The organism is uncultured Gimesia sp., from assembly GCF_963972345.1.
GTDB lineage: Bacteria > Planctomycetota > Planctomycetia > Planctomycetales > Planctomycetaceae > Gimesia.
In genome coordinates this window covers 1-26,704 of record NZ_CAXAVM010000093.1, presented here as the reverse complement: position 1 = coordinate 26,704, position 26,704 = coordinate 1, and the positions used below count along the sequence as shown (strand labels likewise).

Sequence of the window (26,704 nt, the reverse complement as noted above, 5' to 3'; positions counted from 1 at the left end):
TACCCGCTGTTTCGATGGTGATGATCTTGCCGTCCGCATGCAGGCGCTGCGTGAGAGATTCGATCTCGTGGCTGAGCATGGGTTCGCCGCCGGTGACGACGACGTGTTCGCAGTCGTACTGAGTGATGTGTTCGAGGATCTGATCGACGGACATTTTCTCACCCTCGGGATTCCAGGAGGTGTAAGGCGTATCGCAGAACCAGCAGCGCAGATTGCAGCCACTGGTGCGAATGAAGATCGAGGGGACCCCGATCCATTTGCCTTCGCCTTGCGGTGAGTGAAAGATTTCCGAGATCAACACGGGTACAAGATCCTGAAATAAAGGGAACGGTCAATGAGTCTATCTTAATAGAAAGCGACGGTTCTTGCATTGAAATGCACGGTCAAAGCGTGGTAACTTTAGCGAAAAATCAACTGAACACAGATTACGATTGAATTCCCCAGCAGTACAGGATACTCCCATGCGCCACGATTCCCGTCAGCCCGAACAACTGCGTCCCATCAAAGTCGAACGCCATTACACCCGTGCGACGCCGGGAAGCATCCTGATTTCTGCAGGCAATACGGTGGTACTGTGCACGGCCAGTCTGGACAACAGCGTGCCTCCCTGGAAGAAAAACGACGAGAACCCGACCGGCTGGGTGACAGCGGAATACAACATGCTGCCCGGCAGTACGTCGCCTCGAAAACAGCGTCGGGCCGACGGACGCTCGAGTGAGATTCAGCGATTGATTGGTCGCAGCTTGCGGGCGGTGATTGATTTCGGTGCATTGGGTCCACGCACGATTACGGTGGACTGCGATGTGCTGCAGGCCGACGGGGGAACGCGGACGCTGAGTATCACGGGCGGCTTCCTGGCGCTGCTGGATACGGTGCTGGCGATTCCCGAAACCTGCGAACTGGCTCCCGGCGAAGCGTTCGACCCGAAACGGATTTTTTCTGACAGTGTCGCCGCGGTGAGTGTGGGCGTGGTGAACGGCGAACCGGTACTCGACCTGGATTACATCGAAGACAGCACCGCCGGCGTGGATATGAACGTGGTGATGACCGGGGGCGGCGACTTCATCGAAGTCCAGGGCACCGCGGAAGGCCAGACCTTCAACCGAGGCATGCTGGACGCACAACTGGAACTGGCAACAGCGGGGATTCAACAGCTGACGAAAATCCAGAAGGGGTGCTTCGGAGCCGACTGGTGTTTGTGAGTTTTTGCTACTATGAGAAGCAGGAAAGAACACGAACGGGATTGATATCGTAATAGTGAACCTGATTTCTTTAGCTAGTGTCGTCTTATCTGACTGAGAACAGGAATAGACGATATGACACTTCAATATCGAGTCAGATCTCAACTTGAAGATCAAATCTGGGATCGTAGAATCTACCTGACGGAAAGGTTATTGCTGGACACGATTGATTTCTGGGTGAGTTCTTCTGACGAATTTCCCTCTGAAGCAGTAATCGCTGTCACTCTGCATCTTTTCTCAGAACGTTGTAATCCAGATAAGGTGAATGCGCAAAAGATTCTTACTCGCCTGCAATCTTTAGTCGATCAACCTTTAAAAGAATACTTGCTCACATGGCCCAAAAGAACTGAAGAGGATGGCCTCTCATTGATCGAAGATCTCCAGGAAATTATCTCTTCTGCAGTCGCTGTGTGGGAGCAACAGAGAAATCAAAGTCTGTCAGCCCAATCAGTCGCCAGTCAAATTGTGGAGCAGATCGTCAAACAACAGTATGTCGTTTTTCATCACCATGAAAGCACTTGGAGAGACAAAGGTGGCTTTGGGCGATTTGGACACGCAGGGTGATGAGCAAAGTTTCTCGCTGGAATTGTCATATCGAATCAGACGTGATCTCACTGGAAGAAAACTATGCGTGCTTATGTGCAACAGGGACAAAAAGGGGATCCAAATTATCTGAACCTCGAACAGATTGCGTATAGATTCTGGGAGCGGGGTTATGAGGTGATGCGGTTTGATGCGCCGACATTGTTTGACGGAGCATTGGACAGGGGGCTGCTGTCATTTCCCGATGAAACTATCGTAGCGGGTGGCGTAGGAACAGTGCGCTCAGCGATCAAGCGGGCTCAGCGTCCGTTACCTGACCTGCAGGATCTGCCTGAGTGTCTGAAAAAGTGGATTGGCCGCGATTTCTGGATTTCTACGTTGGAACAGGTACGACAGCCATTTGAGAATGAAGAGGAGACGCGCGCCGTTCACGTCAAGCCCTTACACGAACACAAAAAGTTTAAAGGGACGGTCTTTCACAAATTCAGCGACCTGATCCCCTCTGCTGTCGTTGCTGGCGAGACTGAAGTTCTGGTGCAGGAAGTCATTGAATTCGTCTCTGAATGGCGTGCGTATATATTTCGCGGTCGCATCAAATTTGTTGCGAATTATCTGGGTGATCCGCTAGTGTTCCCAGATCCGTCTCGCATGCAGGCGGCATTGGACGCATTCGAAAATCGACCTGTGGGATATAGCATGGATTGGGGAATCACTTCGACTGGCGACACGCTACTGGTCGAAGTGAACGATGGTTATGCGCTGGGTAATTATGGTCTTGACGGCTATGTTTACACAGCGATAATCGAAGCCCGTTGGCGAGAAATCATGGGATTGAAAGATAACGGGATCGGTATTAACCTTTAATCTGGAATCGTCTACCTGTCAGCAGATGGTTCTGACTTTTCTCTCTTCAATCGCTTCCTCGCGGCTGCGAGGAAGAGTAGTTGCAGGAGTAAGACGAAACCAGCAGTAACGAGAAAAGAGACGCCTACATACTGGAACAGATCCATAAATCGAGCTTGTGTATAGCACAGATCGAGGACCACCACCAGCGACCAGAAACAGATCAGAACGATGTGCGGCACCAATCGGTTATTGTGCCTCAGAGCCATCAAGAACATTAGCAGAAATGAGAATAATGTCAGAAGCGCGGTTGGCATGATGCGGCCCATTCCCCAATCATGCATACCAAAGGCCATGAAACAGTAAATCGCACTGAATGCGAGAAAGAAGCAAAGTCCCCGCCATACTTCACGGGCATTCCAAGGGAACAGGCTTTGATTCGCAGTGGGGCTCATCGATCAGATCTTTCTACGAAAAGTATGAACCGGGTAACTCATTCAACTTCCTCATAAGTGCCTGCGACTTCTCTGCCCCAGATGGGGAACGTGGTGTGATAGCCGGGGCACCAGAAGAAGTATTGTCGCATGGGGCCTCCCCAGAGGCACGAGGTTCCCATATCGACTTCCAGACTGACGATAAATGGTAAGGGAGCTTTCGGATAAGCAATCATCGTCCAGACCGTGTTGGGATCAGCGGGACGATGGTCGGTATAAATGGGAGTTCGAGCCGGGATGCCTGCTCGATTGAACTTCACATAAGACTGCTGTACTTCGGCAGTGCCGTAGATACCGGTCAGTACCCAGAAGAATGCCAGAATGGAAAGTGTCGTGAACAGCGAGATTCGCTTTCTGATCCAGTTTCCCAAGCTGCTCTCCCTGTGTATCGAGAGTCTTTCGACTGTTGACTGCATGAATGATGGTCCCGTTCTCAGTGGAATTTGATCGCCGCCGGTGCCGCGTCTATGATTCCAAAGTGCTCCCTGATTATACCAGTTCGCCGGTGGAATTCGTTTGCTTTCTGAATCGACATTCGAATTCCACTGGTATTTCTCACGCATTTCACAAGTAACAGGAGACTTGATATGGATTTACAACTCACGGGAAAAACGGTGGTGGTCACGGGCTCGACTTCGGGGATTGGACAGGCGATTGCCCAGACGCTGGTGAATGAAGGAGCGACGGTCGTCATCAACGGTCGCGATGCTGACCGGACGAAAGAGGCGGCGAATGCGATTCAAGGATCGGGGAAAGCGGTTCCCGTTCACGGCGATGTTGGTTCTGCAGAAGGAGTGGCGGACTTCCTGGAGCGACTTAAAGACGTGGGTGATGTGGATATTCTCGTGAATAATGCGGGGATCTTTCAGCCGATGCCTTTCTTTGAAATTTCCGATGCAGAGTGGTCGCGTTTTTTCGAAATCAATGTAATGAGTGGCATCCGCCTGAGCCGTGCGCTGGCACCGGGTATGCAGGAGCGTGGCTGGGGGCGGATCATCTTTATCAGCAGCGAGTCAGGCATCAGCATTCCCGATGAAATGGTGCATTACGGGATGACCAAAACCGCGCAGCTGTCTGTGATGCGGGGTCTGGCAAAGACGCTGCGAGGGACAGGAGTGAATGTCAATGCGGTGCTGCCGGGACCAACGTGGACGGAGGGAGTTGCCGACTTCGTGGCGCAGATCGCGGAAGATGAAGGGATATCAGCAGAAGAGATGCGGAAGCAGTTCATTCCCCGCTTCCGACCTGATTCTATGATCGAACGTTTTATCGAACCGACGGAGATCGCTGCGATGGTGGCTTATGCCGTCTCACCTGTCTCATCTGCAACAACAGGGGCCGCTCTGCGTGTTGAAGGGGGACTGGTTGACGATCTGGGTTAGTTCCTGTCCGAATTCGATAAAATGATTGAATCACAATATCACTTGAATTCTCTCGTCAATCGTAAGAACATGAACTACCTGGAGACTCTGAAGAATTTCAACCTTCCCGAAGGAATACTGACATGAAAGCTGTTGGCCTGACTCGCTATCTGCCCATTGATGACCCTGAATCGTTAATGGATGTGGAACTGGAAAAACCGGAACCGGGCGGACGGGACCTGCTGGTGGCGGTCAAAGCGATCGGCGTCAATCCGGTGGATACAAAAGTCCGGGCACCGAAGGATAAGATCGAGCCCGAACCTAAAGTGCTGGGCTGGGATGCAGCGGGCATTGTGGAAGCTGTGGGTCCCGAAGTGGAACTGTTCCAGCCGGGAGATGAAGTCTTCTATGCCGGTGATATCACGCGGCCCGGTTGTAATTCCGAGTTTCAACTCATCGACGAACGGATTGTCGGCTCGAAACCACAGTCGCTTGATTTCGCGAAAGCAGCAGCGATTCCGTTAACTTCCATCACGGCTTACGAAGCCTTTTTTGAACGACTGGAGCTGGATGTGGAAGGGGGAAATGCCGGGGAGACGCTGTTAATCATCGGAGGCGCCGGAGGTGTGGGCTCGATTGGGATTCAACTGGCGAAGCTCGCCGGGCTGACGGTGATCGCAACAGCATCGCGGCCTGAATCAACAGAGTGGGTCCAGCAGCTGGGAGCCGACCATGTCATCAATCATTATGAGCCACTGCGACCACAGATCGAATCGCTGGGGATGAAGTACGTCGATTCGATTGCACTGTTCAATAATACGGATCAGCACTGGGAGGGGGTGGTCGACCTGATTCGACCGCAAGGTAAGATTGTCTCGATCGTGGAAAATAAAGAGCCACTGGCGCAGTCGATGATGAAGACCAAGTCGGCAACATTTGTCTGGGAATTCATGTATACGCGATCCATGTTTGAAACCCCCGACATGATTGAGCAGCAGCACCTGTTGAACAAGGTTGCGAACTGGATCGACGCCGGCAAAATCTCCTGTACCGCCAACCAGGTTCTCTCCCCCATCAATGCAGCAAATCTTCGTGAAGCCCACAAAACGCTGGAAGCTGGACGTACCATCGGCAAGATTGTGCTGGAAGGCTGGGAGTGATTTGTTACCGCAAACAAGTTCGGCTCGATTTCATTGAAGGCCTCCCTTTACCGGTGAAAATCAACATCTTACATTCGAAGTGACTGATGCTTCGTTTTCATTTCGCTGAATTCTGTTAAGACTTGACTGCTTTTACAGAACCGTTGTGTAGTGAATTGCAGTTCTCCGGTGCCGTTGTCAGAATGGGATCCGGTTTTATTTCATTTGGTCCAGGGGAGTGGTTGTGGCGAATCCTGAATATGTAGATGTGTTTCGAACCGGCGCTGTATCGATTGATCGCTGGCGGACAGAGAACCCGGATGTCAAACCCGATTTGAGCGGTGCTGACCTGAGCGGTGCTGACCTGACAGAAACGAATCTGGTGGGCGCGGATCTCAGTGGTGCAATTCTAATCGGAGCTGACCTGAGCGGTGCCGACCTGGTGGGAGCGAATCTCGCCGGAGCCAACCTGGAAAAAGCCGACCTGTGCTTTGCGGATTTGTGTAATACGGATTTGAGCTGGGTTAATTTTCACGGCTCCAATCTGCGCGAAGTCGATTTTAACGGGGCACGTTCTCAAAACACGCTGTGGGTGAACGTCGATCTGTCCCGTGCTGTGAACCTGGAAACGGTTTCACACTGGGGTCCCAGCACGCTGGGCATGGATACGCTGATGAGTTCCAAAGGGCATATTCCCAGCCAGTTTCTGCGAGGCTGTGGACTTTCGGATGAGTTGATTGAATACATCGCCGGGCATTTCGAACAGACGGCCCTGGAATTCTTTTCGTGTTTCATCTGTTACAGCCCGGAAGATGCTGCCTTTGCAGAGCGACTCTACGCTGCTCTGCAAGCGCGGGGTATTCGCTGCTGGCTGGATGAAAAACAGACCCAGCACGCGGCGGGAACCCCCATCAAACGGGGTATGAAGATCCTGGATAAGGTGCTGCTGTGTGCTTCCCAGTATTCCCTGCAGAGCGACTGGGTTGACCTGGAAATTGAACGCGCGTTTGATAACGAAGACCGTGAATTTAAACGGGATACCAACGTGATACATTCGCTGCTGCCTCTGAATCTGGATCAGCATCTGTTTAACGATTGGGAGCATCAGCAGAAAGAAACACTCTGCAATCGAGTCGCCGCTGATTTCCAGGAAAACGAAAGTGACCCTGCCGTATTTGATCGAGAAGTCGAGCGGTTGATTGGTGTTTTGCAGCCGACTCCTTGAATCTGATCCGAGTGAGATTTTCGTCAGATTTTTATATGTCTGACGGTCGTTGCTGGCTATGATATTACTGTGGCCTTTCATTTTAGCTGCATGCAACCCTGTCACCGTATGGCTTTCTGTTGATTTTTTTCAGGAGCTGATTTCCATGTACCCACTCAAAACACTCCGCTCGTTTACTGCGATGATGCTTTTCTTCATCATCCAATGTGGCAACCTGAGTGCCGCTGATCCCGCGATAAAAGAAACTGCGATGCCAGCAGTCGGAGATACGGCGAAAGATTTCCAGCTCGCCACTCCCCAAGGTGAGAAAGTCTCCTTATCCCAACAGCTGAAAAAGGGACCGGTCGTGTTGCTGGTGCTCCGGGGCTACCCGGGTTATCAATGCCCGATCTGTACGCGACAGGTAGGCCAGTACATCTCCAATGCCGCTAAGTTGAAAGCAGCCAATGCCAGCGTGATGATGGTGTATCCGGGTGCCGCGAAAGATCTGGAAAAACGGGCCGAAGAATTCATTCGCGATCAAAGTCTGCCTGAGAACTTTTACTTCCTGGTCGATCCGGATTACAAATTTACGAATGCCTATCATCTGCGCTGGGATGCCAAACGGGAAACCGCATACCCATCCACATTTGTGATTGGTACAGATGGCAAGATCAAGTATGCCAAGATCAGCAAAACACATGGAGGCCGGGCGAATGCAAAAGAGGTTCTGCAGGCATTAGGTGAGTAACCTGTTCTGCATTTAAATTATCGCACAGACTGACTTTGAGAACCGATTCGTAAGTTCCTGTTAACCGGGTTGATTGGATTCAAACAGTTCCGGACGGGCATAGCGTTGCATCAGCATGCCGCCAGTGAGATTGCGGACGTCTTTGAAGCCAGACTGCTTAAGAATGCGGGTCGCGATGTAGGCCCGCAGGGCGGTATGGCAGACCGTGACAATCGGTTTCTCGGGATCGAGTTCTGAGAGTCGCTGGCGGAGTTCATCGACGGGAATGTGAATGATATTCGGAAAGCGGAAGTCTTCCACTTCTTTATCGGTTCTGACATCGAGAATCTGATACTCATCGAGCTCAGCATCGACTTCCACGATGGAGGCGAGGCCGTCCAGATCGTTGCCGGCTACAAAAGCGGCGATGTGTACGGGATCTTTGGCTGAGCCGAACGGGGGTGCATACGCGAGATCGAGTCCAGCCAGATCGCGGATCGATGCCCGGAATTTTAAAGCCGTCGCGATGACATCGATGCGTTTATCGACGCCTGCTTTTCCGACCGCCTGGGCGCCCAGAACCCGCTCTGTTTCAGGATTAAACGTCAACTTGAGGAACAGCGATTCGGCGCCCGGGTAGTAGCCGGCGTGATGTTTGGGAACGACGATCACAGAACGATTTTTGCACTCTGTCTTTTCTGCCAACTTTTTACTCAAACCGGTCATGGCGGCGGTGAGTCCGAATACGCGGACAATGGCGGTACCAACGGGAGACATCATGGGATCGGCAGAGCCCGTCACCGCGTGCTGACCGGCGATACGCCCGGCGCGGTTCGCGGGTCCGGCAAGTGGAATGCGGAGGGGCTGCATCAACACGCCATGCATGTACTCAACAGCATCACCCACGGCGTAAATTGCGGGACAGGAGGTCTGCATGAATTCGTTGACGGATATGCCGCCGGACTTTCCGATTTCCAGGCCGGCGTCTTTCGCCAGTCCCGTTGCCGGTGCTATGCCGATTCCGAGAATAATCAGATCAGTCTCAATCGTCGTCCCATTTCCCAGTTCGACGGCGACTGCTGTTTCATTTTCAACATTCACCTTTTCCAGAGCCGTTCCCAGATGCACTTTGACGCCATGGGACGTGAGTTCATTCTGGATTAACTGTGCCATCTCGGGATCGAGGGGAGGCAGCACCTGTGACTGCAGTTCAACCAGATCGGTTTGCATTTGAAGGTGATGCAGTTGCTCGACCATTTCCAGGCCAATAAACCCGGCCCCCACCACCACGGCCCGCTGACAGTTATGCGATTCGATATAGTCTTTGATGGCATCCGTATCATTCAGATTCCGCAGTGTGAATACATTCTGCGCTTGGATGCCCGGCAGTGGCGGGACGATGGGAGCGGCACCGGGAGAAAGAATCAGTCGGTCCCAGGTTTCTGTAGAAGTTTCGCCCGTCTCCTGGTTCAACACAGAAACCGATTTATGTTCGACATCAATGGACTGCACCAGGTGTTTCGTGCGAACATCGATATTAAAGCGGTTTTTGAAAAGTTCCGGGGTGGCAACAAGCAGTTTACTGCGTTCGGTAATTTCCCCGCCAATATAATAAGGCAGACCACAATTGGCAAAGGAAACGTATTCGTCTTTCTCGAACAGAATGATTTCTGCGTCTTCATTACAGCGCCTGGCCCGCGTAGCGGCACTGGCGCCGCCGGCGACTCCTCCTACGATAACAACCTTCACTGATTCAGTTCCTGACATGAGTTGTCTTTCCCGTCTGACCTGTTTGACTCAAAGTATTCTCATTTCAAATTATAAGCAGAGCGAGATGGCATCACTACCAACCGTGATCTCGATTCAAACTGATTCTCAACTGCGGGAATCGTGTCTAAGGCTTTGTCAAGCTAGAAATTGAAGGTTGGGTGTGTTGTTTACGTGCTCCGTTGTCGCACTCTTGTGATATTTATCTACCCAAGATTTAAAAATGATATTCCACTAAGGTTCCGCGATGAAACTCAGATGCAGTTCTGCGTGCCGACGATGGAGCAGATCCCATTCTTCCCGACTCAGCTCACCGAAAAAAGGGCTGGGAAAACGTTGGGGTTCTGAAGTGAGCCGCTGGATGGAGTTCCGCAGATGTTCCAGACCGGTCTGATCATCGACAGTCGCCGGGAATAATGCTTTCTTCGCATCCCCTTTTAAATTGATGCCCGGCAGCATGCCGTTCTTCAGAATCCGGGACTTAAAATAATGTTTCCCGAGAAACCGAAAGAGCCAGGGCATCCGGATCGCAAAACCATCCAGCGAATAGTCCATGAGCCGCGCGAGGTGATCAAAGATCTGCCCTTTCGACCAGTTGCCGGTGGTGGGTGCGTCTGCAGCAGTCAGGCGTGTGGCATCGTCGATGATTTCCTGCAATGTTGCATAAGCGACTTTTCTACGTGTGACAGTCTGCGGAGCCATGAACCTGTTCCTGACAGCAAAGAGAGTTAATGAGGGGATTCTCCAGAAATACACGATTATTCACAAGTGCTTCCGGATTTGTTTATAACATCAGAACCAGTTATCCCCGATCACCGGCAAATCATTGACAGATCTCTGATAAAAGTATGCCTGTACCATTTCTGAGACCACCGGCTGCAACAGCTGAATCGGACCGCGCCGATAGAGGTTCTCGGCAACGCCTTCCACTTCGTCCAGAAGTTCGAGTGCTCTGCTGTCAACGCGCCACAATTCCCCGTGAATACTGATGCCATCCACCTGATTGATGACCAGGCCGGGATAGGTGCCACAATGATACATGGTATACTCGGCCGTGGTTTCAGCTGTAGAGAGAAAGGTCTGGCCTTGCAGATTGTGCGCGCGGCAGTAGCCCCGTTTTAACGTTCCATAAACAAATATCAATATACCTGGTTCGTTCGTTAACATTACCCAATTCCGTAAAGGGGCTTCCCGGTTCGGAAAGCAGCACTGGACTTACTTCGCTTCCAGAAAACAGCTATGCTGATGCCGAAGAAATTACTTTTTCCATTTGAACGAATTACGGGCGAGAGGACGTTTCGCATGGGAGGTTGTTTCACTTAAAATCCGCAGGAGATGCTTTCGTCAATCAGATTCAGACCACAACGATTGTAACTCACCACATTGCTGAAAGTCCGCCATGGATTGGTTTTTCTTTCTGAAATATTTTCTGTTCGCCGTCGGCTGCACACTGGCTGTGTGGTTCACGATCAAAATCGGATTTCGCAGTTCTCCAGACATGGAGGAGGTCCCCCCGGAACCCACGGTACGGGTTGACAAGTTTTCTCGAACAGAAACAGAGCGGCAACTGTACTGGAATTTTACCGCAGTCTTGATTGTTGTGCCAGCGCTGCTGCTGGTGTTGGGGATCACCATGCAGACTGCAGCCTGGAATCACCCGGTGACGATGACACTCGCCGGTGGAATGCTGCTGATCTGGGGAATGGCGTTCTGGACCGGTATGCTGTCCTTCAGAGAGCAAGCGTCAGGTTCACCTCTCTCGGGTTTCGCTGCTCACTGTGAGAGTCCAGCCACTGACGAATCAGTCATCACGCGCACACCAGAATTTGAGGAGCGTTCCTGATGGCGGTGCCACTGCTGATTCTGGTTCTGCTGTTGCCAGGAATCCTGATACTCTCATTCAGGCTGGCGGAGACTGCCTATCCCCTGACTGAAACGGGTTTCAAAGCGCAAGTCATCTGCTCTGTCAGGCGGATTTCTCACGCGCAGAACCGATTGCGAAATCGATCAGAACGGTGCCTGCTGTTGTTCTCGCTGCTGTGCAGCCTGTTGACATTCAGTCTGGTGCCTCTGATTTATACTCATAGCAGCATGCACACTGATGAAGCAGCCACCGAAGCGGCGCTGATGACGAGTCGCTTTGGCCCCCTGCTTCTTCTGGGGCTGTTCACGCTGCTGCAGATCGCCGGTGAGGTCAGCCTGGCAGTCACGGAGCGGCGACGGATTCCCTCGATTTCGCTGATACTGAATGGTTATTTCTGGCTGCCCCTGTTACTCGCCTGGGCCGCAGTTATTGCTTATGTACCGATCTATTCCAGTCATGCAGCGCAGGGTGGCCACACTTCACTCTGGCTGAGTGTCTTACAACCTGCAGGAACTCTCGGATTTTTTCTTGCCTGGACTGGACCTTATTTGCTGATCAACGCCTGTCCTGATCGCCGGGTGAGCCCGGTGCAAAACTGGATTCGCGAGTTGCGAATGCTGATCGGACTGCTGGTCCTGGTGCCGCTCATCATCAGTCGCAGCTGTTTTTTTCCTTTGATCGAGAAGAGTGCCGGGTTGGAAATCGGAAGAATGACAATCCAGGTAGTGACGATTCTGGTTTTACTGGTCATTATACTGCGGCTGAAGGTCTTTCTCCAGAAACGCAGTGGCTTTGACCCGGAACGTCTGTGGAAGTTGACGCTGTGGCTGGCATTGATTTCATTAACGGCTTCATTTGTTGCCTTTCATGTATTGGGGATGTCAGATCCCCTGATGCATGTGCTGCTGAACTTCAGCCTGCTGGCGATGTGGGCCGGATTTCTGCTGCCGAAAGCCAGTCTCCCATCGACGACGACCGTGAAAAACTGATTTGATTCCTCTTATTTTTAGATCAGATATAGAATGGATGACTTGAGATTTTATCTGCCTGGCACGGGTGACAACCTGTTGTTTATGACAATGGTGGTGCTGGTGCTGTTGATGATTACGGGCATCTATGGATATCTGAATCTGCAGACTCATCAGAGAATGGAGGCGACGAAGCTGCATTGGGGCTGGCCCGCGCTGTCTCTGTTATCAGTCTGCATTTTCTTTTACTGGTTCGGGCAACCAATCTTTGCAGAAGGTCAGAGCGGCATCCCGGCGCTGATCGCGCAGTTTAGTCCATTCCTTGTCGGTTTGCTCGTGATCGGTTTCGGAGGAGCAGCGGTATTGTCTTCCGATTTACAATGGTCTCTGACAGCGGCTGCGATTTCATTCCTCGGCAGCGGGATGCTGTTACTGCAGGCTGACATCCTGCCCCTGGTTCTGCTCTGCTGGCTGACGGCGGGGGGGATGCTGTTGCTGATGGTCTTTCGAGGAATTTCCATCCAGCAATCATCGGCAGAGGATGCTGACCCGGAAGGACCGTTTCGTGAGCCCTTCCTGGCCTGCCTGTCTTGTGGCCTGCTGTTGTGTGGTTTTCTGTGGGTGATCCATCGTGAGTGGGGTCCCACGACCAGACTGAGACCCGAGCCTGCTGCCGTCGAGGTGGAAAGTCTGCTGCTGGTAAGACAACTGTTAACGGATCATTGGCCGACTTTGATCGTGTTGCTCTTATTTGTGCTGATCAGCTTTGTGGGAATCACGCGTTTCATTTCTGATGAACGGGGAGGCAGACCATGATTCTACTGACTTCGGTTGCCCTGCTACACAATCAATTTCTGGTTGCGGTACTCCTGATCGCATTGGGTTTCCTGGGCATGCTCCTGCAGCGGAATGCCTTTTCCATGGTCTTCTCTTTACTGCTCTGGCTGCAGGGAGCCGGTCTGATCTGTGCCGCAGATGGTCAGTCGCGGGGTGCGTGGAACGGTAATCTTTTCTTTCTGATCATCGTCCTGTTTCTGTTGCCGCTGTTGAGCATGCTGACATTCCTGATTATTCAATCGCGTCGGTCACGAGAGTTGCCGCAGATGGAACGGGAAGAAGTATCAGAGGCCGAGTCGCCGTATCGCACCTTTTCTGATCAGGGAGCAGACTCTGGTGGATAAAATAACCACAGTGCTGCTGCAATTAAGTCTGATCACACCGTTTGTGATGCTGCTGATTGCTGCGCTGGTAACCTATGGCCTGTTGAGAGGCAATCCGCGCTGGCTGATAGTGACTAGTGTTGCTCTGACTTCACTCGTCGCGGTGACCTGTCTCTGTTTTTTCGGTTCCCGCCTTACGCAGCAGGCTTATTCGCTGAGATTGCTGAACTGGCTGCCCCTTGCAGGGGAGGGGGATCCTCAACTACAGATCGATGTTTTGTTCGATCCGGTGAGCCTGGCATTCTATGGATTAATTTCACTGGCTTCGTTATTTTTCCTGCTATTACGGCCGAAATCTGGTAACGAATTTGTTTCCGACCGCCGTTATTCGTGGCCGCTGTATCTGTTCGGATTCAGTGCCGCGATCGGAGTTGTACTGTCGGCCAATTTCCTGGAACTGTTTTTCTTTTGGATGATTCTCTCAATCAATCTGAATCTGCTGCATGAAGTGAATTTTCAGAGTTCGTCGGCAGCAGAACCGGTCCATCGACACTGGTGGGGCTGGAGTGCATTTTCTGATGCGATGCTCCTGCTGACTGTATTTCTGATACATTCCAGTTTTTCCTCTCTGGATTTTTTGAAAACATTACAGCCTGCTGCGATCCAGGCAGTTCATATACAAAACCGTGTCGCCTTACCCGGCATAGGAGTCACACTCTTTCTGGCAGCAGTGCCTCGCCTGGGATTGTTTCCTGCGTCTGCATTGGTGATCAGCAATCCCCGCCCCTGGCCCGCTCTCTCACTGGCAGCGCTGAACCTGCTGGCGATGCCTGCAGGATTATTTTTATTAATACGCTGTGCCCCCCTGTTATTGACGATTGACGCGACACGGACCTTAGTCTCTCAACTGGCGATGGTCTCCGCATTCCTCACGGGCTTTTCCGCCTGCTGCCTGATGAGACGTGAAGCATGGGATCGATGTTTAAACTGGCTGGCAGCCACTCTGACGGGAATCATCGTTGCCACGCTGGGCTTCAACGGTTTGGAGAGCATCACGGATCTGCTGCCAGTGATCGTGGTGCAAACCTGTGTCTTGTCGCTTCTCCTGTCGCTGGTCTGCTGGCAACGAGAGCAGGCAATTCCCGCCGCCAGTCTGCCTGCATTACGAGTGTGCCTGCTTCTGCTGCTGACCGCAGTCATCATCAATCTGGGAGGCTTACTCAATCCTCTGATTACAGCACGCGCGACCTCTCCCGGGTTACGGAATGAGGTTCTCCTCTGGCTGATACTGCCCCTGGTTGGGGTTTATCTCTTTGGACTGACCCGCTTTTATTTCGCATTGTCCCGGCAGACAGTTATCAATTCCAGCAGCCCTTTTCCCCGCTTCCTGCTCTGGATCACCACCGGACTGGTCTGCCTGTTGACGGCTGTCACGCTGTTCCCGCTGCCATTCGTACCCCAGTTCTGGCAGTCCCCGCTGATCAGTTCGGGACCGGGTCCTTTTGATCGTGACTGGCTGTTCTGTTCGTTTTATTTTCTAGCCGTACTGGTAGCGTTAATCCTGGCTTGGATGACGGCTCCCAGAAACAGAGCAGCAAGAACGCAACGCGCGGCTTCCAGTCTGCTGCATCTGGGGGAGACGCATTACCATGCGTTGGATCTTCTGAGTCGCGCAGTAATTCAACCGGCGCAATTGCTGGTTAAAAGCGTGACCTTTCTTGATAGCTGGCTGACAGGAGTACTAAGTCGCAGCACACTGGAGAAACTGCCCCGGTTCTGGGGACAGCTGTTAAGTCATATGCAAAACGGACAGACAGCCTTCCCGACTCTGGTTCTGATCTTTACGTTATCGATCCTCATCTTCGTACTGATGGTTCTGCAGATTTAGACTGTGTCCAGTTTTACTGTGGCGTCTCCAGGGCCATCTGGTCCGAGTATCCTAGATGGAGAGACGCTATGGTTAAATGTGATGCGCTCGTGGCTCTAGCCTGATACTGTTTTCTCTAGTCGTTACTTAGCTTTGTATTTTGAGTCCTGTATGAATTCGTTTCTGAACTCTCTGATCTCATTGTCGCCTGCGCTGCTGATCGTCATGCCGATTGCAGGTGCCTGCTTTGGCTGGGGAATCTCCCAGTTGGGCCTGGAGTTCAACCGCTGGACCGCATTTTCCAATACATTGATCTCCTGCCTGATTCTGGCCACAGTGCTGACAGCTCCCGCGTTGAAAGCGGAAAGTCCCACTCGTGCCATTTCCATTACTCTCAAACTCCCTGCAGCCGAAACGGATCAGTCAGAGGGAGAAACGCCGCGTCGTTTTCAATGGACGATAGACCGCGTGTCCCTCTGGTTTCTGCTGCTGCCCACCTGTCTGTGGCCGGTGCTGATCCTGCTTTCCCGGCGCAGGGGAGTGGAATCAAGAGGGCATTATTTTCTGTTGCTGCTTCTGCAGTCTTTTCTGGCGGGAGTGTTTGTGTCTTATGACCTGGTCAGCTTTGCCACCTTCCTGCTGGCATCCACTATCTGCATGCTCTGCCTGGTTCGTATCTGGAGCGGTTCGCGCTCGATCCGTCTGCTGGAAAGCACCATGTATCTGCAGTTCCTGGGAGATGCATTCATTATTGCCGGACTGTTACTGGCTTCAACCGGTTATACCCGAATGCAGGGTCTGCTGCTGGAAACACCCCAGCCTGTCTCATATCAGTTTCATGAAATTCTTCAAGGTACCGTAAATGATGTCGCGTTGTTTCCACTGGCAGAAACCTACTGGAGCACGATCTCTCCCTGGATTTTTTTGATTCTGATCACAGGTTTCACTATCAAAGGGGCCATCTTCCCGGTCCACTACAGTCTAACCCAATGGATCAAACAGGATTCTGGTTCTACTTTGAATACGCCCGGTCAGACGATCTGGTGCCTGGTCCTGCTGGCTTTATTCACCAAAATCAGCATGTATGGTGTGCTGCGATTTATAATCCCCTTAAATCATTCGGCTGTGCAGAGCATCTCAACGGTGATCAGCTTCTGGGGAATGTGTGGTTTTCTGTACCTGTCTCTGCTGGCAAGCCGCGGGGGCCTGGTGCAGAGCATCCTCTGCTACCTGCTGGGTCAGTCCGCATTAACGCTCACTTTGCTGTCCGCTGCAGATCCTGCCACGCTTGCGAATTTGACTTTTTTGAATGTGATTCAGGGGCTGGCATGTTGCCTGTTGCTGCTGGTGATCCCGGTACTTTCACAAAAAGTCACCGAAAATCCCCATCGACTGCTGTTGTGGGTGGCCGGTTTTTTAATTCTCACACTGGCAGGGCTCCCCGGGCTGGGTGGTTTTACAGTACAGTTTGCCTTTTTATGGAACCTGGCACAGGACAACCTGCTGCTGGCATTGCTTTATATGGCAGGTCACCTGTTGTTTCAACTGGCATTGATTCGCGGATTCTGGCAACTGATGAACGCTACTGCTGCAGACAGTCCAGTGCCTCAGGAAAACGCACCGGAACCCGACCAGGAGCACCGGCTCTTCGCCTGCCTGGCATTTGCCCCCACGCTACTGCTGTTTCTGGTAACAGGTATTTCCCCGGCTTCGCTGGTCGAAGAAACCCTGTTACCATTGTTTCCGGTCAACATCACAAGCAGTGATGACCAGAACGCCGAAAACTGATCAGTTATCGGCGGCTTCAAAGAGCATTCCACTTGCATTTCCAGTTTCAGGCAGAAATTCAAAATGCGAGCCAGCGGCCAGCGTGAAGACCTGCATCCGGTTATCCACCTTGCGACGGTACAGCAAGGGAGTCGCCGCATCGAAGACGTGCGATTCCCCAGGCTTTAATTTATAGGGGCCGCCCCAGTCACTGTATGGGCTTTTGAGTTCGTATTCCATTTCGACTTGAGTCGCATTCGTCAGTTTGAGTTCAGGCACCGTAAAGGTTGCGAGTAGCTGGGGAGCAGTCCAGTTGACCTGATTGATGCGGTAGCGACCGAAACCCAGCTCAATATCAGGAATCTCTGTCAGGGAAGCAGGCCCCTGCTGAGTCCAGCCATCCCAGGCGGACTGCACCAGATCCCGCATTTTCTGTTGATCGATATTGGACTCCTGCGGTTTATAATCGGGAGCGAACCGCGCAGTGCCTCCAATTTTTGCGCCTCCTTCCCACTCCAGTTTCAGCGCTCGTTTGGAATAACTCCGATCCACTATTTCTGCTTCCACATCCTGGCCGAGCGAGAGGGTGAATTCGGCATAAGGAATCCATTTTTTATCTGAAGCGGACTTTTTAATCGCCATCGAGATCGCTGCCTGAGGCACCACAAACCGGAAGGGGTTGCTGTCTGCTTTTTTCGCTTTTGCTCCATCTTCCACCTGAATCGGCCTGGTGAGTACCAGTTCCGACCAGATTTGCAGATCCTCGCCGTACTGTTTCAGGTCGGGAAATACCTGTTGCATCGTTTGCGGGTCGGCCAGTTTGTCAAATGAATGTCCGGGAATATCCTGCACGGGAATCCGCGCGACGTCGGCCTGGACCAGCATTTCCGTTAACGGTTTCAACATGCCGGGGGCGACACCAATCTGTAAGTCAGTCACCTTGGGGATATCGTTGACGGAACGCCCGAATGAATTCAACCGCTGGATCTGCCCGGGAGGCGATGTCGAATCAACGGCGGCAACTGTCAGACCAAAACTGAGGGAAATACCCTGCTTGTCTGTCAGTACCTGTCGTGGCGCGAGCTGCATGCGGGGATGATACACGGGAAGCGGCCAGATGGCATCCACGATCTGGCTGGCTTCGTCGAAGTTCATCTGTTTTTCCAGCTCTTCGACCAGACCGGGCACAATCGCTTTCACTTCTTCTTCAATGCGCCATTTACTTCCATAAATACCGCTGACCAGGCCGCTGGAGACTTTTTCTGAAGTCATGCCGAGACCGCGTGTGGAAACACCCGCCGGCCCGGAGACATACCAGTTGTTTTGAGGAATATTAAAACGGGAACGCAGCAACTGCAGCTTGATGCGGTTGTCTCTGATATAAGGCCTCACATCGAAACTCAACCAGACGGGCTCCTCGTGGCCGATGCTGACGGAGATCGGTCCTGCAACAGCAGAGTGTCGATTACCACTCACGTACGTAGTACCGATGTAGAGATTCACATTTTGAATGCCCAGCTGGATATTTAAAGTATCCGCGGCATAGGCTTCGACGGCAGCGCGGGCCAGTTCCCCTTTATAGGAGATGCCGGAAAACTGTACGCTGAAGCTGCGCCCCTGGGCGACCGTGGAATCGTAGATATCATTAATTCCCCCTTCGAGCATGTCGGCAGGGACCATACTGGGGACTGCGTCTGCCAGTGTTTTGAGGAAACGATTTCCGAGCCGAACCGAGACAGCATTATCAATCACCAGGGCTGGGACGAATGGTGTGTCAGCATCGACTTCCGCAGGACGTTTCTGATCGGGCTTGACCAAGAGAGGTGCAGTATCAGTTACCCTGGTCGATGGGTTCAACATCCAGTCAAACAATGGTTTTGTATAAGCGACTTTCCAGACATCGTGGCCGACATCCGGTACTTCCGTGAAACGAGGATTACCGCCCGCATTCCGGACGGCCTCAACCATCTGTTTCGTTTCGCTGGGGAAAACGACCCGATCATTGGCCCCCTGGAAGGCCCAGATGGGGGTATCTTTAAGTTTAGGAGCCCACTCCGCTTTACCGCCACCGGCGAGAGGCACGACGGCTGACCAGCGTTTGGGATCAGCGGCAGCCAGACTCCAGGCGCCATAACCTCCCATGGACCAGCCTGTCAGTATCTGCTGCTCGGCGTTGATTGAATAATCTTTCATTACTTGATCGAGAATCTGTAGCGCCCGTTTTCCCCCCCGGGAATCCGCGAGCCAGCCCGCCAGCAGGCTCTCTTTTCGAATCTCTGCCTGGGGAAAGACGGCGATAAACGGAAAGGTATCCGCCTGCTCCCTGATGGCTGGTCCCAGACCGACCTGGATCGGCTTTAATCCATCGTCGCCCCGTTCACCCGCACCGTGCAGAAACAGGATGACCGGGTATTTCTTCTCGGGGTCATAGTTTTGCGGCACAAAGACTGCATAGGGATGCTCGCCCTGATCGTCCTTAAAGACCGTATTGACAAAACCGGTTTCCGTGTTTTTTTTCTGTGCCTGCAACTCCGCCGGCGTCGAAAGTAATGCAATAGTCAGAAGTAGCAGAGTTGATCGAAACGCAAACGAAAATCGTGTTCGAAGAGTTTGCATGGGTTCAATCCGTTCCAGATTCCGCAGAATCATAGTAGTGGTCGTTCAATCCGTGAGTGAGAGAATTCAGCGCCGATCGATCATGACGGCGACTGCCTGCTTCACGCTCGATTTTTGTGAGCGCGGGGGTGGCTGTCAACAGTACGCCCGTTTCCAGACCCGATCCGGGCCGATATGAGAGGAGACGACATTTGGCAAGTTTTAAAAAAAATGCATCAAACCCGGTGGATTCGTCATCTCGCTAACCGTTATCAGAACTTGTAAGAAGAATTGATAAATAAAACGTCCGGACGAGATCTGACTGAAAAAAGGGGCTCGCTTTGAATTGTCAACAACTCATTCTCTCTGCAATGGGCGTGATCAGCGGTGCCGTGCCCCTGTTTGGATATCCACCACCGGGATTCGGGCCGACAGACACCACGGCAACCAATCAGGTCAAGCTGGTCATCAAAGGCAATTACCGGTACATCTATGCGAACGGAATCCCCGATCATCTGGCTGGTCAGTTTCCAAACCGCAATAACCCTAACGCAATCCGTCCACAGCACTATGAATATCGTGTGCCTGTGGAACCCAAGGTTGCTCGTAACAGTACACCCTGTCAGCATTCGATCTTTGGGATCGCCGTTAATGGCGTGGTCTTCGATCCGGGAACGGCGGAGTTCTGGAATCGTGACTTCCGTTCCGGCTGGAATTACGAGGCACTCTCCGGCAAGATCAATCTGGGGCTGGATCAGAGCAATGCCCATGTGCAGCCCACCGGAGCCTATCATTACCATGGCCTGCCACACGCGCTGATTTCCAGACAGGGTAAAGAAAATGAAATGACGCTGATTGGAGTCGCCGCGGACGGGTTTCCGATTTATTCACAGTATGGCTATACAGACCCGGATGATGCGACCAGTAAGCTGCTTAAAATGAAATCGAGTTACCAGATTAAAAAAGGGAGTCGGCCTGGAGGGCCCGGCGGTCACTATGACGGCACCTTTGTAGCTGACTACGAATTTGTTAAGGATTCCGGTGATCTGGATGAGTGCAATGGCCGCCTGGGAGTCACCCCCGAATATCCTGATGGCATATATCACTATTACCTGACAGAAGCATTTCCGTTTATCCCGCGGTATTTTCGAGGGACGCCTGACCCCAGTTTTCAGAAACGGGGACCGGGACCCGGGCAACCGGGAGGACCAGGCCGGGGGGCATTCGGACCTCCGCCTTTCGGACCGCCTGGTTTTGGCAGGCCTCAGAATACGGGGCGCGGACGGTAGTTGAATACAAAAAGATTAATCGGACGAGCATCAAATCACAGAGAGGAGATCAGTCAGACGATCAAAGCGTGCGTGTGTTGGACTGATTTTCCCGCATCCGATTACGCGCGCGTGAAAGCGTCGGCCCAATCGAATTTTCCGGAATATCGAGTTCACTGCTGATCTGCTGGTAAGACTTTCCCTGCAAATGGTACTGCTCGACAATCTGAGCATCCGCGGGAGGCAGTTGTCGAATCATATTCTGGATTTCTTCCTGATCTTCGACAACCTGCTGGTGACGCGCGTGTTCTTCAGATACATATTCCATTTTGGATTTGGTGGAAACATGCCCCAGGGCTTCTGCCATGCGACGCTCAACCATTTTTTTTACAACAACACGGCGTGAGATCACGGTCAGATAAGTGGCCAGAGAGCTGTTGCCACGGAAGTTTCGCAGGACCCGGTAATCATTGGCGAGGAGGACCAGAAAGACTTCAGACAGCAGATCATCAACATCATTATCAGTGACGCGAATGCTGCGTGCATGAGCGGTGTGGTGGATGACGTGTGTGAACAGGCCAATGAACCGGTCTACAAAATCCTTCCATGCTCCCGGCTCTTCAGCGAGACAACGCCTGAGCAAATTCTTGTCTATGTCTGTGAGAGCCACATGTCGCCTCAATTCATATAAGTCGCCGCCGTCTGGCAGCAAGCGAGTTAAGCCTGCATCTAATTATACACCGAAGTCCAACCTCCGTGTTGCAAAAAAATGCCCCGAAATCCAAATGACCGTTTTTACCTGATCATTAATACTAAAATCTGGGTATTTTGCCCGCGAACTTTACTGGTAACCGGGATTTATGGCAAGACGATCCTGAAAAATATACAAAAACACACATTTTCGGCCGTGATCGGCACGTTCTAGCAGCCGTTTGGGACCGTAAACTCTAACACACAGGCCTATACACAACCCCACATCAGTTTGTTTTTGCTGATTTTTTTGAGAGCAATTCGGTTTCCAGCGGAGGGGCGGGGCGGCGTTTGATCAACAGGATGATGCCGGCAATCACAAGGGGAATGCTCAGCATCTGCCCGACACTCAAAGGCAGGCTCTCCGCAAACTCTGCCTGTCGCATCTTGTAAAATTCTAATACGAACCGGGCAGTGAAGACCATGATAAAGAACAGGCCGATCAGTAACCCGCGGGGCGTTTCACTGCGATACTTTCGATAGAGCATCAAGAGGATGATAAAAAAGCAACCGTAACAGAAGGACTCATACAGCATGACGGGATGCCGAGGCATTAACTGTTCTGCGCGACTGCTGAGGCCGAGACCATCTTCAAACACGATTGCCCAGGGTACGTCCGTCACGCGACCCAGTATCTCTGAGTTGAAAAAGTTACCGATGCGAATAAAGAAACCGGCAAGAGCCACGGGAATTGTCAGTCGATCCAGCAGCCACAATAAAGGCTGATCCGGATGATTACGTGAATAAAGCCAGGCGGAAACGGTAATTCCAACCGCAGCCCCATGACTGGCCAGCCCGCCGTTCCAGATCTGCAGGATCTTGATGGGATCGCTGAGATAATCCAGTGGATGATAAAACAGACAATGCCCCAGGCGCGCACCGATGATGGTTCCCAGCACCATATAGATCAGCAGTGATTCCACATCGTCTACATTGCGCTTTTCAGTGCGAAACATCCAGCGCAGCAGCAGGTAACCACAGATGAATCCAGCTGTGAAGAACAGGCCATAGTATCGAATCTTGACCGGGCCGATTTCGAACAGGACGCGGTTGATGTCCCAGTGCAGATAGGCAATCAGTGGATTCACGTGACTCATTACTCCCGGATTCTGAAATACAGGTCTGTTGTTCTTTTCTGAGATTTCAGAATGACCTTAATATGCTATGATAGACAGACCGAAAGATAGATCATTCTGCCCGTTAAGCCTAGTCCGAATTGGTATTTCCAGCCTGGTTTGAGGTTGATCATTGTTTTTTCCCCTGATTCTCCGTTGAAAGCATGATTACCTGATGAACACGATTGTGCCTCGACTGATTTCAGGAGTAATCGCTGGCGTTACTGGACTGGCGCTGATGGAAATAGTGCGGCTGAAAGGGGCAGCGCTCGTTCAGCAGTTTTCTCCGGCTTCGCTGCTGGCAGCCTGTGGCGTGATGGGGATGCTGATGGGTATTGTCGGCTGTCTGATGCCGCGGCGCTATTGGGAAAAGCTATTTGCGAAAGGTGGACGGATTCATTCTGCTTTGGCAATACCGCGGCCCATGCTGAATCACTGGACCGGCAGCCTGCTGCTGTCCGGTTCTCTGATCGTCTATTTTATCGTACTCATGAATATTCTTCCGCAACAACCGCCGCCGGACAATAACGATCAGGCTGCATTTCTGATGCAGGCGAAAGCCGTTGAGGAAGCGGGGGGGGCTGGGACACTCCTGCGCCAGCTGATCTCAGGTGAGTATACCGAAGCGAATCAACACCCGTTGTATGTGGGACTGCTGTCGTATTTCCCCAGCTATGAAACAGGGAAACGGCTCTCAGCAATGTGTGGATTGTGCGCCTTGTTGATTTTTACGATGGGGATTACCCGTTACTATGGAAATCTGGTGGGGGGAATCACGGGGATTCTGCTCAGCATCAACGCCGCTTATTGCCAGCTCACAGCGCGGGTCGTCTGTGAAGGTCTGTTGCTGATTTTCGTGGCGGGAGTGTGGCTGATCGTATTACGAATGCCTGATCTCAGAAAATCATCGCATTTTCCCTTTCTGCTGCTGACGGGGATCGGCCTGTTGCTGGGACTTGCCTGGTTAACGAAAGGAACGGCGCTGCTTCTGATGCTGGGGCTGGTACTCTGGCTGTGTTCTTATGCAGTGAACTGGCAGTATTGGATTCGCTCAATATTCCAGCACTCGAGCGCAGATGAAGAAACCGGGCAAACAACAGTACCATTAAAACGTGTGGGGATCAGTCTGGCACTGGTCCTCGCCAGTTTCGCTGTGATCGCGGCACCACTTCTGATTCGCAACGTTCGCGTGTATGGCAGTCCGACGTTCAATGCCAATTCCTATCTGCTGTTTGAAGATGAATTCAGCGAACCACATGCGTTAATCAAACAACGTGGTTCCTTGCGAAATGCCGCGCAGCATTACTGGCAGACACACACAGTTCCTGAGATGATCAAACGGGAAATCAAAGGCCTGGTGTGGCAGGCATTTATCTTCCTGCGCAGCCTGGGTCCCCTGCCCTTTGGGGAAGGAAGACTGTTCTTTGGACTGCTGGCCGCACCATTTCTGATCGTCGGCCTGATGTCGGAAAGCGGACCGGCGCGTCGCCTGTATCTGATCTGGATGCTGCTGTTCTGGCTCGCATTCGCCTGGTATCTACCTGTCGCAGCGGGCGAACGATTTCTGATTCCCCTGCTGCTGCCCAGCCTCGCATTCGTGAGTCTGGGGCTGGTACGCACCGTCCAACTGCTAATGGTTCGTCAATCTGCTTGAATACCCTTCTATTCACTGATAACAAGGAAGCGGTTGTTTGCTCCCTGATAACTGAGTACCCGATGCTCTTTATCATAAAGCAGATCGCCAACCCGCAAATTCAATGATTCAGCAGTGAAAGTTTCAGCGGGAAAAGACTTCACAATGTTCCACTTTTCAATTTCCACATAGCAGTGAAACCCGGAAGTCGTGGGACTATTTCCGGTAACCACATAATCCCAGGAAACCGGAACCACAAGCCCTTGCTTGAGTCGTTCAGAATCCCATGTCCAGACGGTCTGGTAAATGGACTTCACTTTTTCTGCATTTTGCTGTTTCGTTTGAAATCGGTCTTCTAACGTCATACGAACCGATTCGAGCAACATCGTTGGTCCTGCGGGTTCCTGTGAAGCCAGCCACGTAGATTCTACAAACAACACCGGTTCCTTTTCGGTTGTACCCCGATAGGGCACCTGAATCAGTAACACAGTCGGTTGCTTTTTGATCAGACTGATGCGCACTCCGTAACCTGTCTCTAAATGCCTGACCACATTTCTGAGAAATTGATCTGGATATTTGTCGCCAATTTTCAGCAATCGAGAGGAATCAAACATCTGCGAACGCTCCGTACGCTGATGTCCAACCCGGGAGGAATCCCGATAAGCAATACGGCGTAAACTTGCATTGCTGTCTCGATTCTGCTGCACATCCAGTCGAATCAATTCTTCTGGTTGTGGAAGCTGAGAGAAAGTAACTGCATCAGTCCCAAGTGGGAGCTCGTAATAATTTTTTTCCGTCAAGACTGAGTATGATTGTTCAACCTGTTTATTCTGGTGGACTATTTTTCCATTTGTCTGATCTGTCCATGTGGTTGGTGACTGTTGATTCCAGAAACACCAGAATTTCTGACTTTTAAAATCGGCTTTGAAATCAGTCACTACTCTGTTGAGCCGCTCGAAATCACCTTGCCGATTTTGAATTCCTCCCCCTCGTAATTTGACGGGAGCTGATTTGACATTTGATTCCTGATTCACCTTCGCACGACCAGAAACATACGGAGCGTGCTTCAGACAACGCTCCCAGGAATCAGCAAGTCGGGTTAAGAGAACGATGGCTTCATCGTGTGGCATTTCATGTAGCTGTTCTGCCTTCACAGATCCGGAAATTCGAAATGAAATCGCTGTGATAAAGAACAATATAGCCAGCATGCGAATGGGTGAAGCAGAATCAGTCATGGAATCCTCTTTTCATTTAGACTCAAACCAATGATTGAAATTGGCATTCATTAAAACTGGCAGGTATATAAGTTCAGCAAAGTATAATAACTCACCACCCAGCAGATCCCAAGAACTTTATACTCAGAATGCAACCCGAAGGTTCAGCAGGTTGATGATCAGTTGAGGCGTCTCCATTTTTTTCTAAGCAGAGGCATGATGAGTGGCACAAGCCAGAGGGCGATGCAGAAGATTCCCAGCGCAGCTGATATGGGTCGGTTAAAGAATGAAAGGATGCTGTCATCTTTGGACAGATTCTGCACGAATGACTGTTCCAGTTGACCGCCGAGAATGATGCCGAGCACGACGGGTCCCAGCGGGATGGCAAACACTTCGAGAATAAATCCAAGGATGCCCATACCAAGCATGACCCAGACATCAAAATAGCTGCCGTTGATGGAATACGAACCAACCACACAAAACATCAGAATCAAAGGCATCAGGATGCGACGGGGAATACGTACAAGCTGCGCTCCACTGCGGATGGCCAGGAAACCCAGTGGAATCAGCAGCAGATTGGCAATAATAAATGTCATGTAAATGCCATGCACGAGAACCAGTTGATCGGGATTTTCGAAAATACCGGGGCCGGGGGTAATGTTTTTCATCAGGAGTACGCCGATGACAATCGCCGTCACCGAGTCGCCGGGGATACCCAGCACGAGCGCGGGAATCCATGCACCAGCGAGCGCTGAGTTGTTGGCACTCGTGGCATCGCCGACCGCATCGAGAGATCCTTTGCCATACTCTTCAGGAGTTTTAGAACATTTTTTGGAAACGGCGTAGGAGATCCAGGCAGCGATGTCAGCTCCGGCACCGGGGATCATGCCGATGGTGGAACCGATACAGCTGGAACGAAACCAGCTGAATTTGCGTTTCCAGAGTTGAGGCAGCACGCCACCGAATACGGGTTTCAGATGCTTGAACCAGGATTTGTCTTTTTCTACCGGGAGTGCCGACTTGAGCTTTTCCGTTTCTTCATCTGTCTTTGAAGTCAGTGTATTACGAAATACTTCTGACAGGCCGAACAGGCCGATCATGGCGGGGATAAAATTAATGCCGGTAAACAGTTCATCAAATCCGAAGGTGAACCGGGGCACGCTGTGAACTTCGCTCAAGCC

Annotated in this window: 26 protein-coding genes; 15 read left to right on the top strand and 11 right to left on the bottom strand. The window is 51.7% G+C overall.

Going from position 1 to position 26,704, the window contains the following annotated elements; translation table 11 throughout:
• Positions 1 to 301: 7-carboxy-7-deazaguanine synthase QueE (locus AACZ40_RS16260; protein WP_339675031.1), on the bottom strand; the 301-nt coding region annotated here is incomplete at its 3' end.
• Between the two features lie 160 nt (positions 302 to 461).
• Between AACZ40_RS16260 and rph the strand changes: the two genes are divergently transcribed.
• The 3 genes from rph (at position 462) to AACZ40_RS16245 (ending at position 2,648) form a co-directional block, all read left to right on the top strand.
• Entirely contained in the window at positions 462 to 1,202 is a 741-nt protein-coding gene (gene rph / locus AACZ40_RS16255) for a ribonuclease PH (RefSeq protein WP_291166704.1), read from the top strand.
• Positions 1,203 to 1,316: 114 nt separating this feature from the next.
• The gene (locus AACZ40_RS16250) at positions 1,317 to 1,805 is read left to right on the top strand and encodes a hypothetical protein (protein WP_291166703.1); all 489 of its coding nucleotides are present in this window, start codon (positions 1,317 to 1,319) and stop codon (positions 1,803 to 1,805) included.
• A gap of 63 nt (positions 1,806 to 1,868) precedes the next feature.
• The gene (locus tag AACZ40_RS16245; RefSeq protein WP_291166702.1) at positions 1,869 to 2,648 is read left to right on the top strand and encodes an ATP-grasp domain-containing protein; all 780 of its coding nucleotides are present in this window, start codon (positions 1,869 to 1,871) and stop codon (positions 2,646 to 2,648) included.
• Between the two features lie 11 nt (positions 2,649 to 2,659).
• Here AACZ40_RS16245 and AACZ40_RS16240 read toward each other — a convergent pair whose 3' ends face one another.
• Together AACZ40_RS16240 and AACZ40_RS16235 are read right to left on the bottom strand one after the other, a co-directional pair.
• Entirely contained in the window at positions 2,660 to 3,082 is a 423-nt protein-coding gene (locus tag AACZ40_RS16240) for a hypothetical protein (RefSeq protein ID WP_291166701.1), read from the bottom strand.
• 38 nt (positions 3,083 to 3,120) lie between these two features.
• A complete protein-coding gene (locus tag AACZ40_RS16235; protein WP_291166699.1) occupies positions 3,121 to 3,492 on the bottom strand; it encodes a hypothetical protein in 372 nt (123 codons plus the stop codon).
• Between the two features lie 216 nt (positions 3,493 to 3,708).
• On the opposite strand from AACZ40_RS16235, the gene AACZ40_RS16230 reads away from it, so the two are divergent.
• The 4 genes from AACZ40_RS16230 (at position 3,709) to AACZ40_RS16215 (ending at position 7,576) form a co-directional block, all read left to right on the top strand.
• A complete protein-coding gene (locus tag AACZ40_RS16230; RefSeq protein ID WP_291166697.1) occupies positions 3,709 to 4,503 on the top strand; it encodes an SDR family oxidoreductase in 795 nt (264 codons plus the stop codon).
• Positions 4,504 to 4,625: 122 nt separating this feature from the next.
• Positions 4,626 to 5,642 carry a zinc-binding alcohol dehydrogenase family protein gene (locus AACZ40_RS16225; protein WP_291166695.1) on the top strand — a complete coding sequence of 339 codons (1,017 nt, stop codon included), beginning with the start codon at positions 4,626 to 4,628 and terminating at the stop codon, positions 5,640 to 5,642.
• A 223-nt stretch (positions 5,643 to 5,865) separates the two neighbouring features.
• Positions 5,866 to 6,846 carry a toll/interleukin-1 receptor domain-containing protein gene (locus tag AACZ40_RS16220; protein WP_291166693.1) on the top strand — a complete coding sequence of 327 codons (981 nt, stop codon included), beginning with the start codon at positions 5,866 to 5,868 and terminating at the stop codon, positions 6,844 to 6,846.
• A 145-nt stretch (positions 6,847 to 6,991) separates the two neighbouring features.
• Positions 6,992 to 7,576, top strand: a complete 585-nt coding sequence (locus AACZ40_RS16215) for a peroxiredoxin family protein (RefSeq protein ID WP_291166691.1) — start codon at positions 6,992 to 6,994, stop codon at positions 7,574 to 7,576.
• A gap of 60 nt (positions 7,577 to 7,636) precedes the next feature.
• Here AACZ40_RS16215 and AACZ40_RS16210 read toward each other — a convergent pair whose 3' ends face one another.
• The 3 genes from AACZ40_RS16210 to AACZ40_RS16200 form a co-directional block, all read right to left on the bottom strand.
• A complete protein-coding gene (locus tag AACZ40_RS16210; protein WP_291166689.1) occupies positions 7,637 to 9,304 on the bottom strand; it encodes an FAD-dependent oxidoreductase in 1,668 nt (555 codons plus the stop codon).
• Positions 9,305 to 9,556: 252 nt separating this feature from the next.
• Positions 9,557 to 10,024 carry a DUF1569 domain-containing protein gene (locus tag AACZ40_RS16205; protein WP_291166686.1) on the bottom strand — a complete coding sequence of 156 codons (468 nt, stop codon included), beginning with the start codon at positions 10,022 to 10,024 and terminating at the stop codon, positions 9,557 to 9,559.
• A gap of 90 nt (positions 10,025 to 10,114) precedes the next feature.
• A complete protein-coding gene (locus AACZ40_RS16200) occupies positions 10,115 to 10,489 on the bottom strand; it encodes a gamma-glutamylcyclotransferase family protein (protein ID WP_291166684.1) in 375 nt (124 codons plus the stop codon).
• Positions 10,490 to 10,721: 232 nt separating this feature from the next.
• Between AACZ40_RS16200 and AACZ40_RS16195 the strand changes: the two genes are divergently transcribed.
• From AACZ40_RS16195 to AACZ40_RS16170, 6 genes are all read left to right on the top strand, one after another.
• Complete coding sequence (locus tag AACZ40_RS16195) at positions 10,722 to 11,165, top strand: hypothetical protein (RefSeq protein WP_291166682.1); 444 nt, start codon at positions 10,722 to 10,724, stop codon at positions 11,163 to 11,165.
• Positions 11,165 to 12,175 carry a hypothetical protein gene (locus tag AACZ40_RS16190; RefSeq protein ID WP_291166680.1) on the top strand — a complete coding sequence of 337 codons (1,011 nt, stop codon included), beginning with the start codon at positions 11,165 to 11,167 and terminating at the stop codon, positions 12,173 to 12,175. Before AACZ40_RS16195 ends, AACZ40_RS16190 begins: the two co-directional genes overlap by 1 nt.
• A gap of 33 nt (positions 12,176 to 12,208) precedes the next feature.
• Positions 12,209 to 12,970 (top strand): hypothetical protein, encoded by a 762-nt coding sequence (locus tag AACZ40_RS16185; protein ID WP_291166679.1) that lies wholly within the window; start codon positions 12,209 to 12,211, stop codon positions 12,968 to 12,970.
• Positions 12,967 to 13,335: an NADH-quinone oxidoreductase subunit K gene (locus AACZ40_RS16180; protein ID WP_291166677.1), complete on the top strand. Its 369-nt coding sequence runs from the start codon at positions 12,967 to 12,969 to the stop codon at positions 13,333 to 13,335. Before AACZ40_RS16185 ends, AACZ40_RS16180 begins: the two co-directional genes overlap by 4 nt.
• On the top strand, positions 13,328 to 15,202 hold the full coding sequence (locus tag AACZ40_RS16175; protein WP_339675021.1) for a hypothetical protein: 1,875 nt from the start codon (positions 13,328 to 13,330) through the stop codon (positions 15,200 to 15,202). The genes AACZ40_RS16180 and AACZ40_RS16175 overlap by 8 nt, the downstream gene beginning before the upstream one ends.
• A gap of 150 nt (positions 15,203 to 15,352) precedes the next feature.
• Positions 15,353 to 16,969 carry a hypothetical protein gene (locus tag AACZ40_RS16170; RefSeq protein ID WP_291166674.1) on the top strand — a complete coding sequence of 539 codons (1,617 nt, stop codon included), beginning with the start codon at positions 15,353 to 15,355 and terminating at the stop codon, positions 16,967 to 16,969.
• Here the strand turns inward: AACZ40_RS16170 and AACZ40_RS16165 are convergent, their stop codons facing one another.
• Complete coding sequence (locus AACZ40_RS16165) at positions 16,970 to 19,564, bottom strand: alpha/beta hydrolase-fold protein (protein ID WP_291166672.1); 2,595 nt, start codon at positions 19,562 to 19,564, stop codon at positions 16,970 to 16,972.
• A gap of 320 nt (positions 19,565 to 19,884) precedes the next feature.
• Here AACZ40_RS16165 and AACZ40_RS16160 point away from each other — a divergent pair, with 320 nt between their 5' ends.
• Positions 19,885 to 20,832: a YHYH protein gene (locus AACZ40_RS16160; RefSeq protein WP_291166671.1), complete on the top strand. Its 948-nt coding sequence runs from the start codon at positions 19,885 to 19,887 to the stop codon at positions 20,830 to 20,832.
• 61 nt (positions 20,833 to 20,893) lie between these two features.
• Here the strand turns inward: AACZ40_RS16160 and AACZ40_RS16155 are convergent, their stop codons facing one another.
• The gene (locus tag AACZ40_RS16155) at positions 20,894 to 21,481 is read right to left on the bottom strand and encodes an RNA polymerase sigma factor (protein ID WP_291166669.1); all 588 of its coding nucleotides are present in this window, start codon (positions 21,479 to 21,481) and stop codon (positions 20,894 to 20,896) included.
• A gap of 307 nt (positions 21,482 to 21,788) precedes the next feature.
• Positions 21,789 to 22,658: a prolipoprotein diacylglyceryl transferase gene (lgt, locus tag AACZ40_RS16150; protein WP_291166667.1), complete on the bottom strand. Its 870-nt coding sequence runs from the start codon at positions 22,656 to 22,658 to the stop codon at positions 21,789 to 21,791.
• A 193-nt stretch (positions 22,659 to 22,851) separates the two neighbouring features.
• On the opposite strand from lgt, the gene AACZ40_RS16145 reads away from it, so the two are divergent.
• On the top strand, positions 22,852 to 24,330 hold the full coding sequence (locus tag AACZ40_RS16145; protein ID WP_291166665.1) for a hypothetical protein: 1,479 nt from the start codon (positions 22,852 to 22,854) through the stop codon (positions 24,328 to 24,330).
• An 8-nt stretch (positions 24,331 to 24,338) separates the two neighbouring features.
• On the opposite strand, the gene AACZ40_RS16140 is transcribed toward AACZ40_RS16145, so the two are convergent.
• Both AACZ40_RS16140 and AACZ40_RS16135 read right to left on the bottom strand, forming a co-directional pair.
• Positions 24,339 to 25,544 carry a hypothetical protein gene (locus AACZ40_RS16140; RefSeq protein ID WP_291166663.1) on the bottom strand — a complete coding sequence of 402 codons (1,206 nt, stop codon included), beginning with the start codon at positions 25,542 to 25,544 and terminating at the stop codon, positions 24,339 to 24,341.
• Between the two features lie 158 nt (positions 25,545 to 25,702).
• The coding region (locus AACZ40_RS16135) for a tripartite tricarboxylate transporter permease (protein ID WP_339675014.1) at positions 25,703 to 26,704 on the bottom strand (1,002 nt) is incomplete at its 5' end.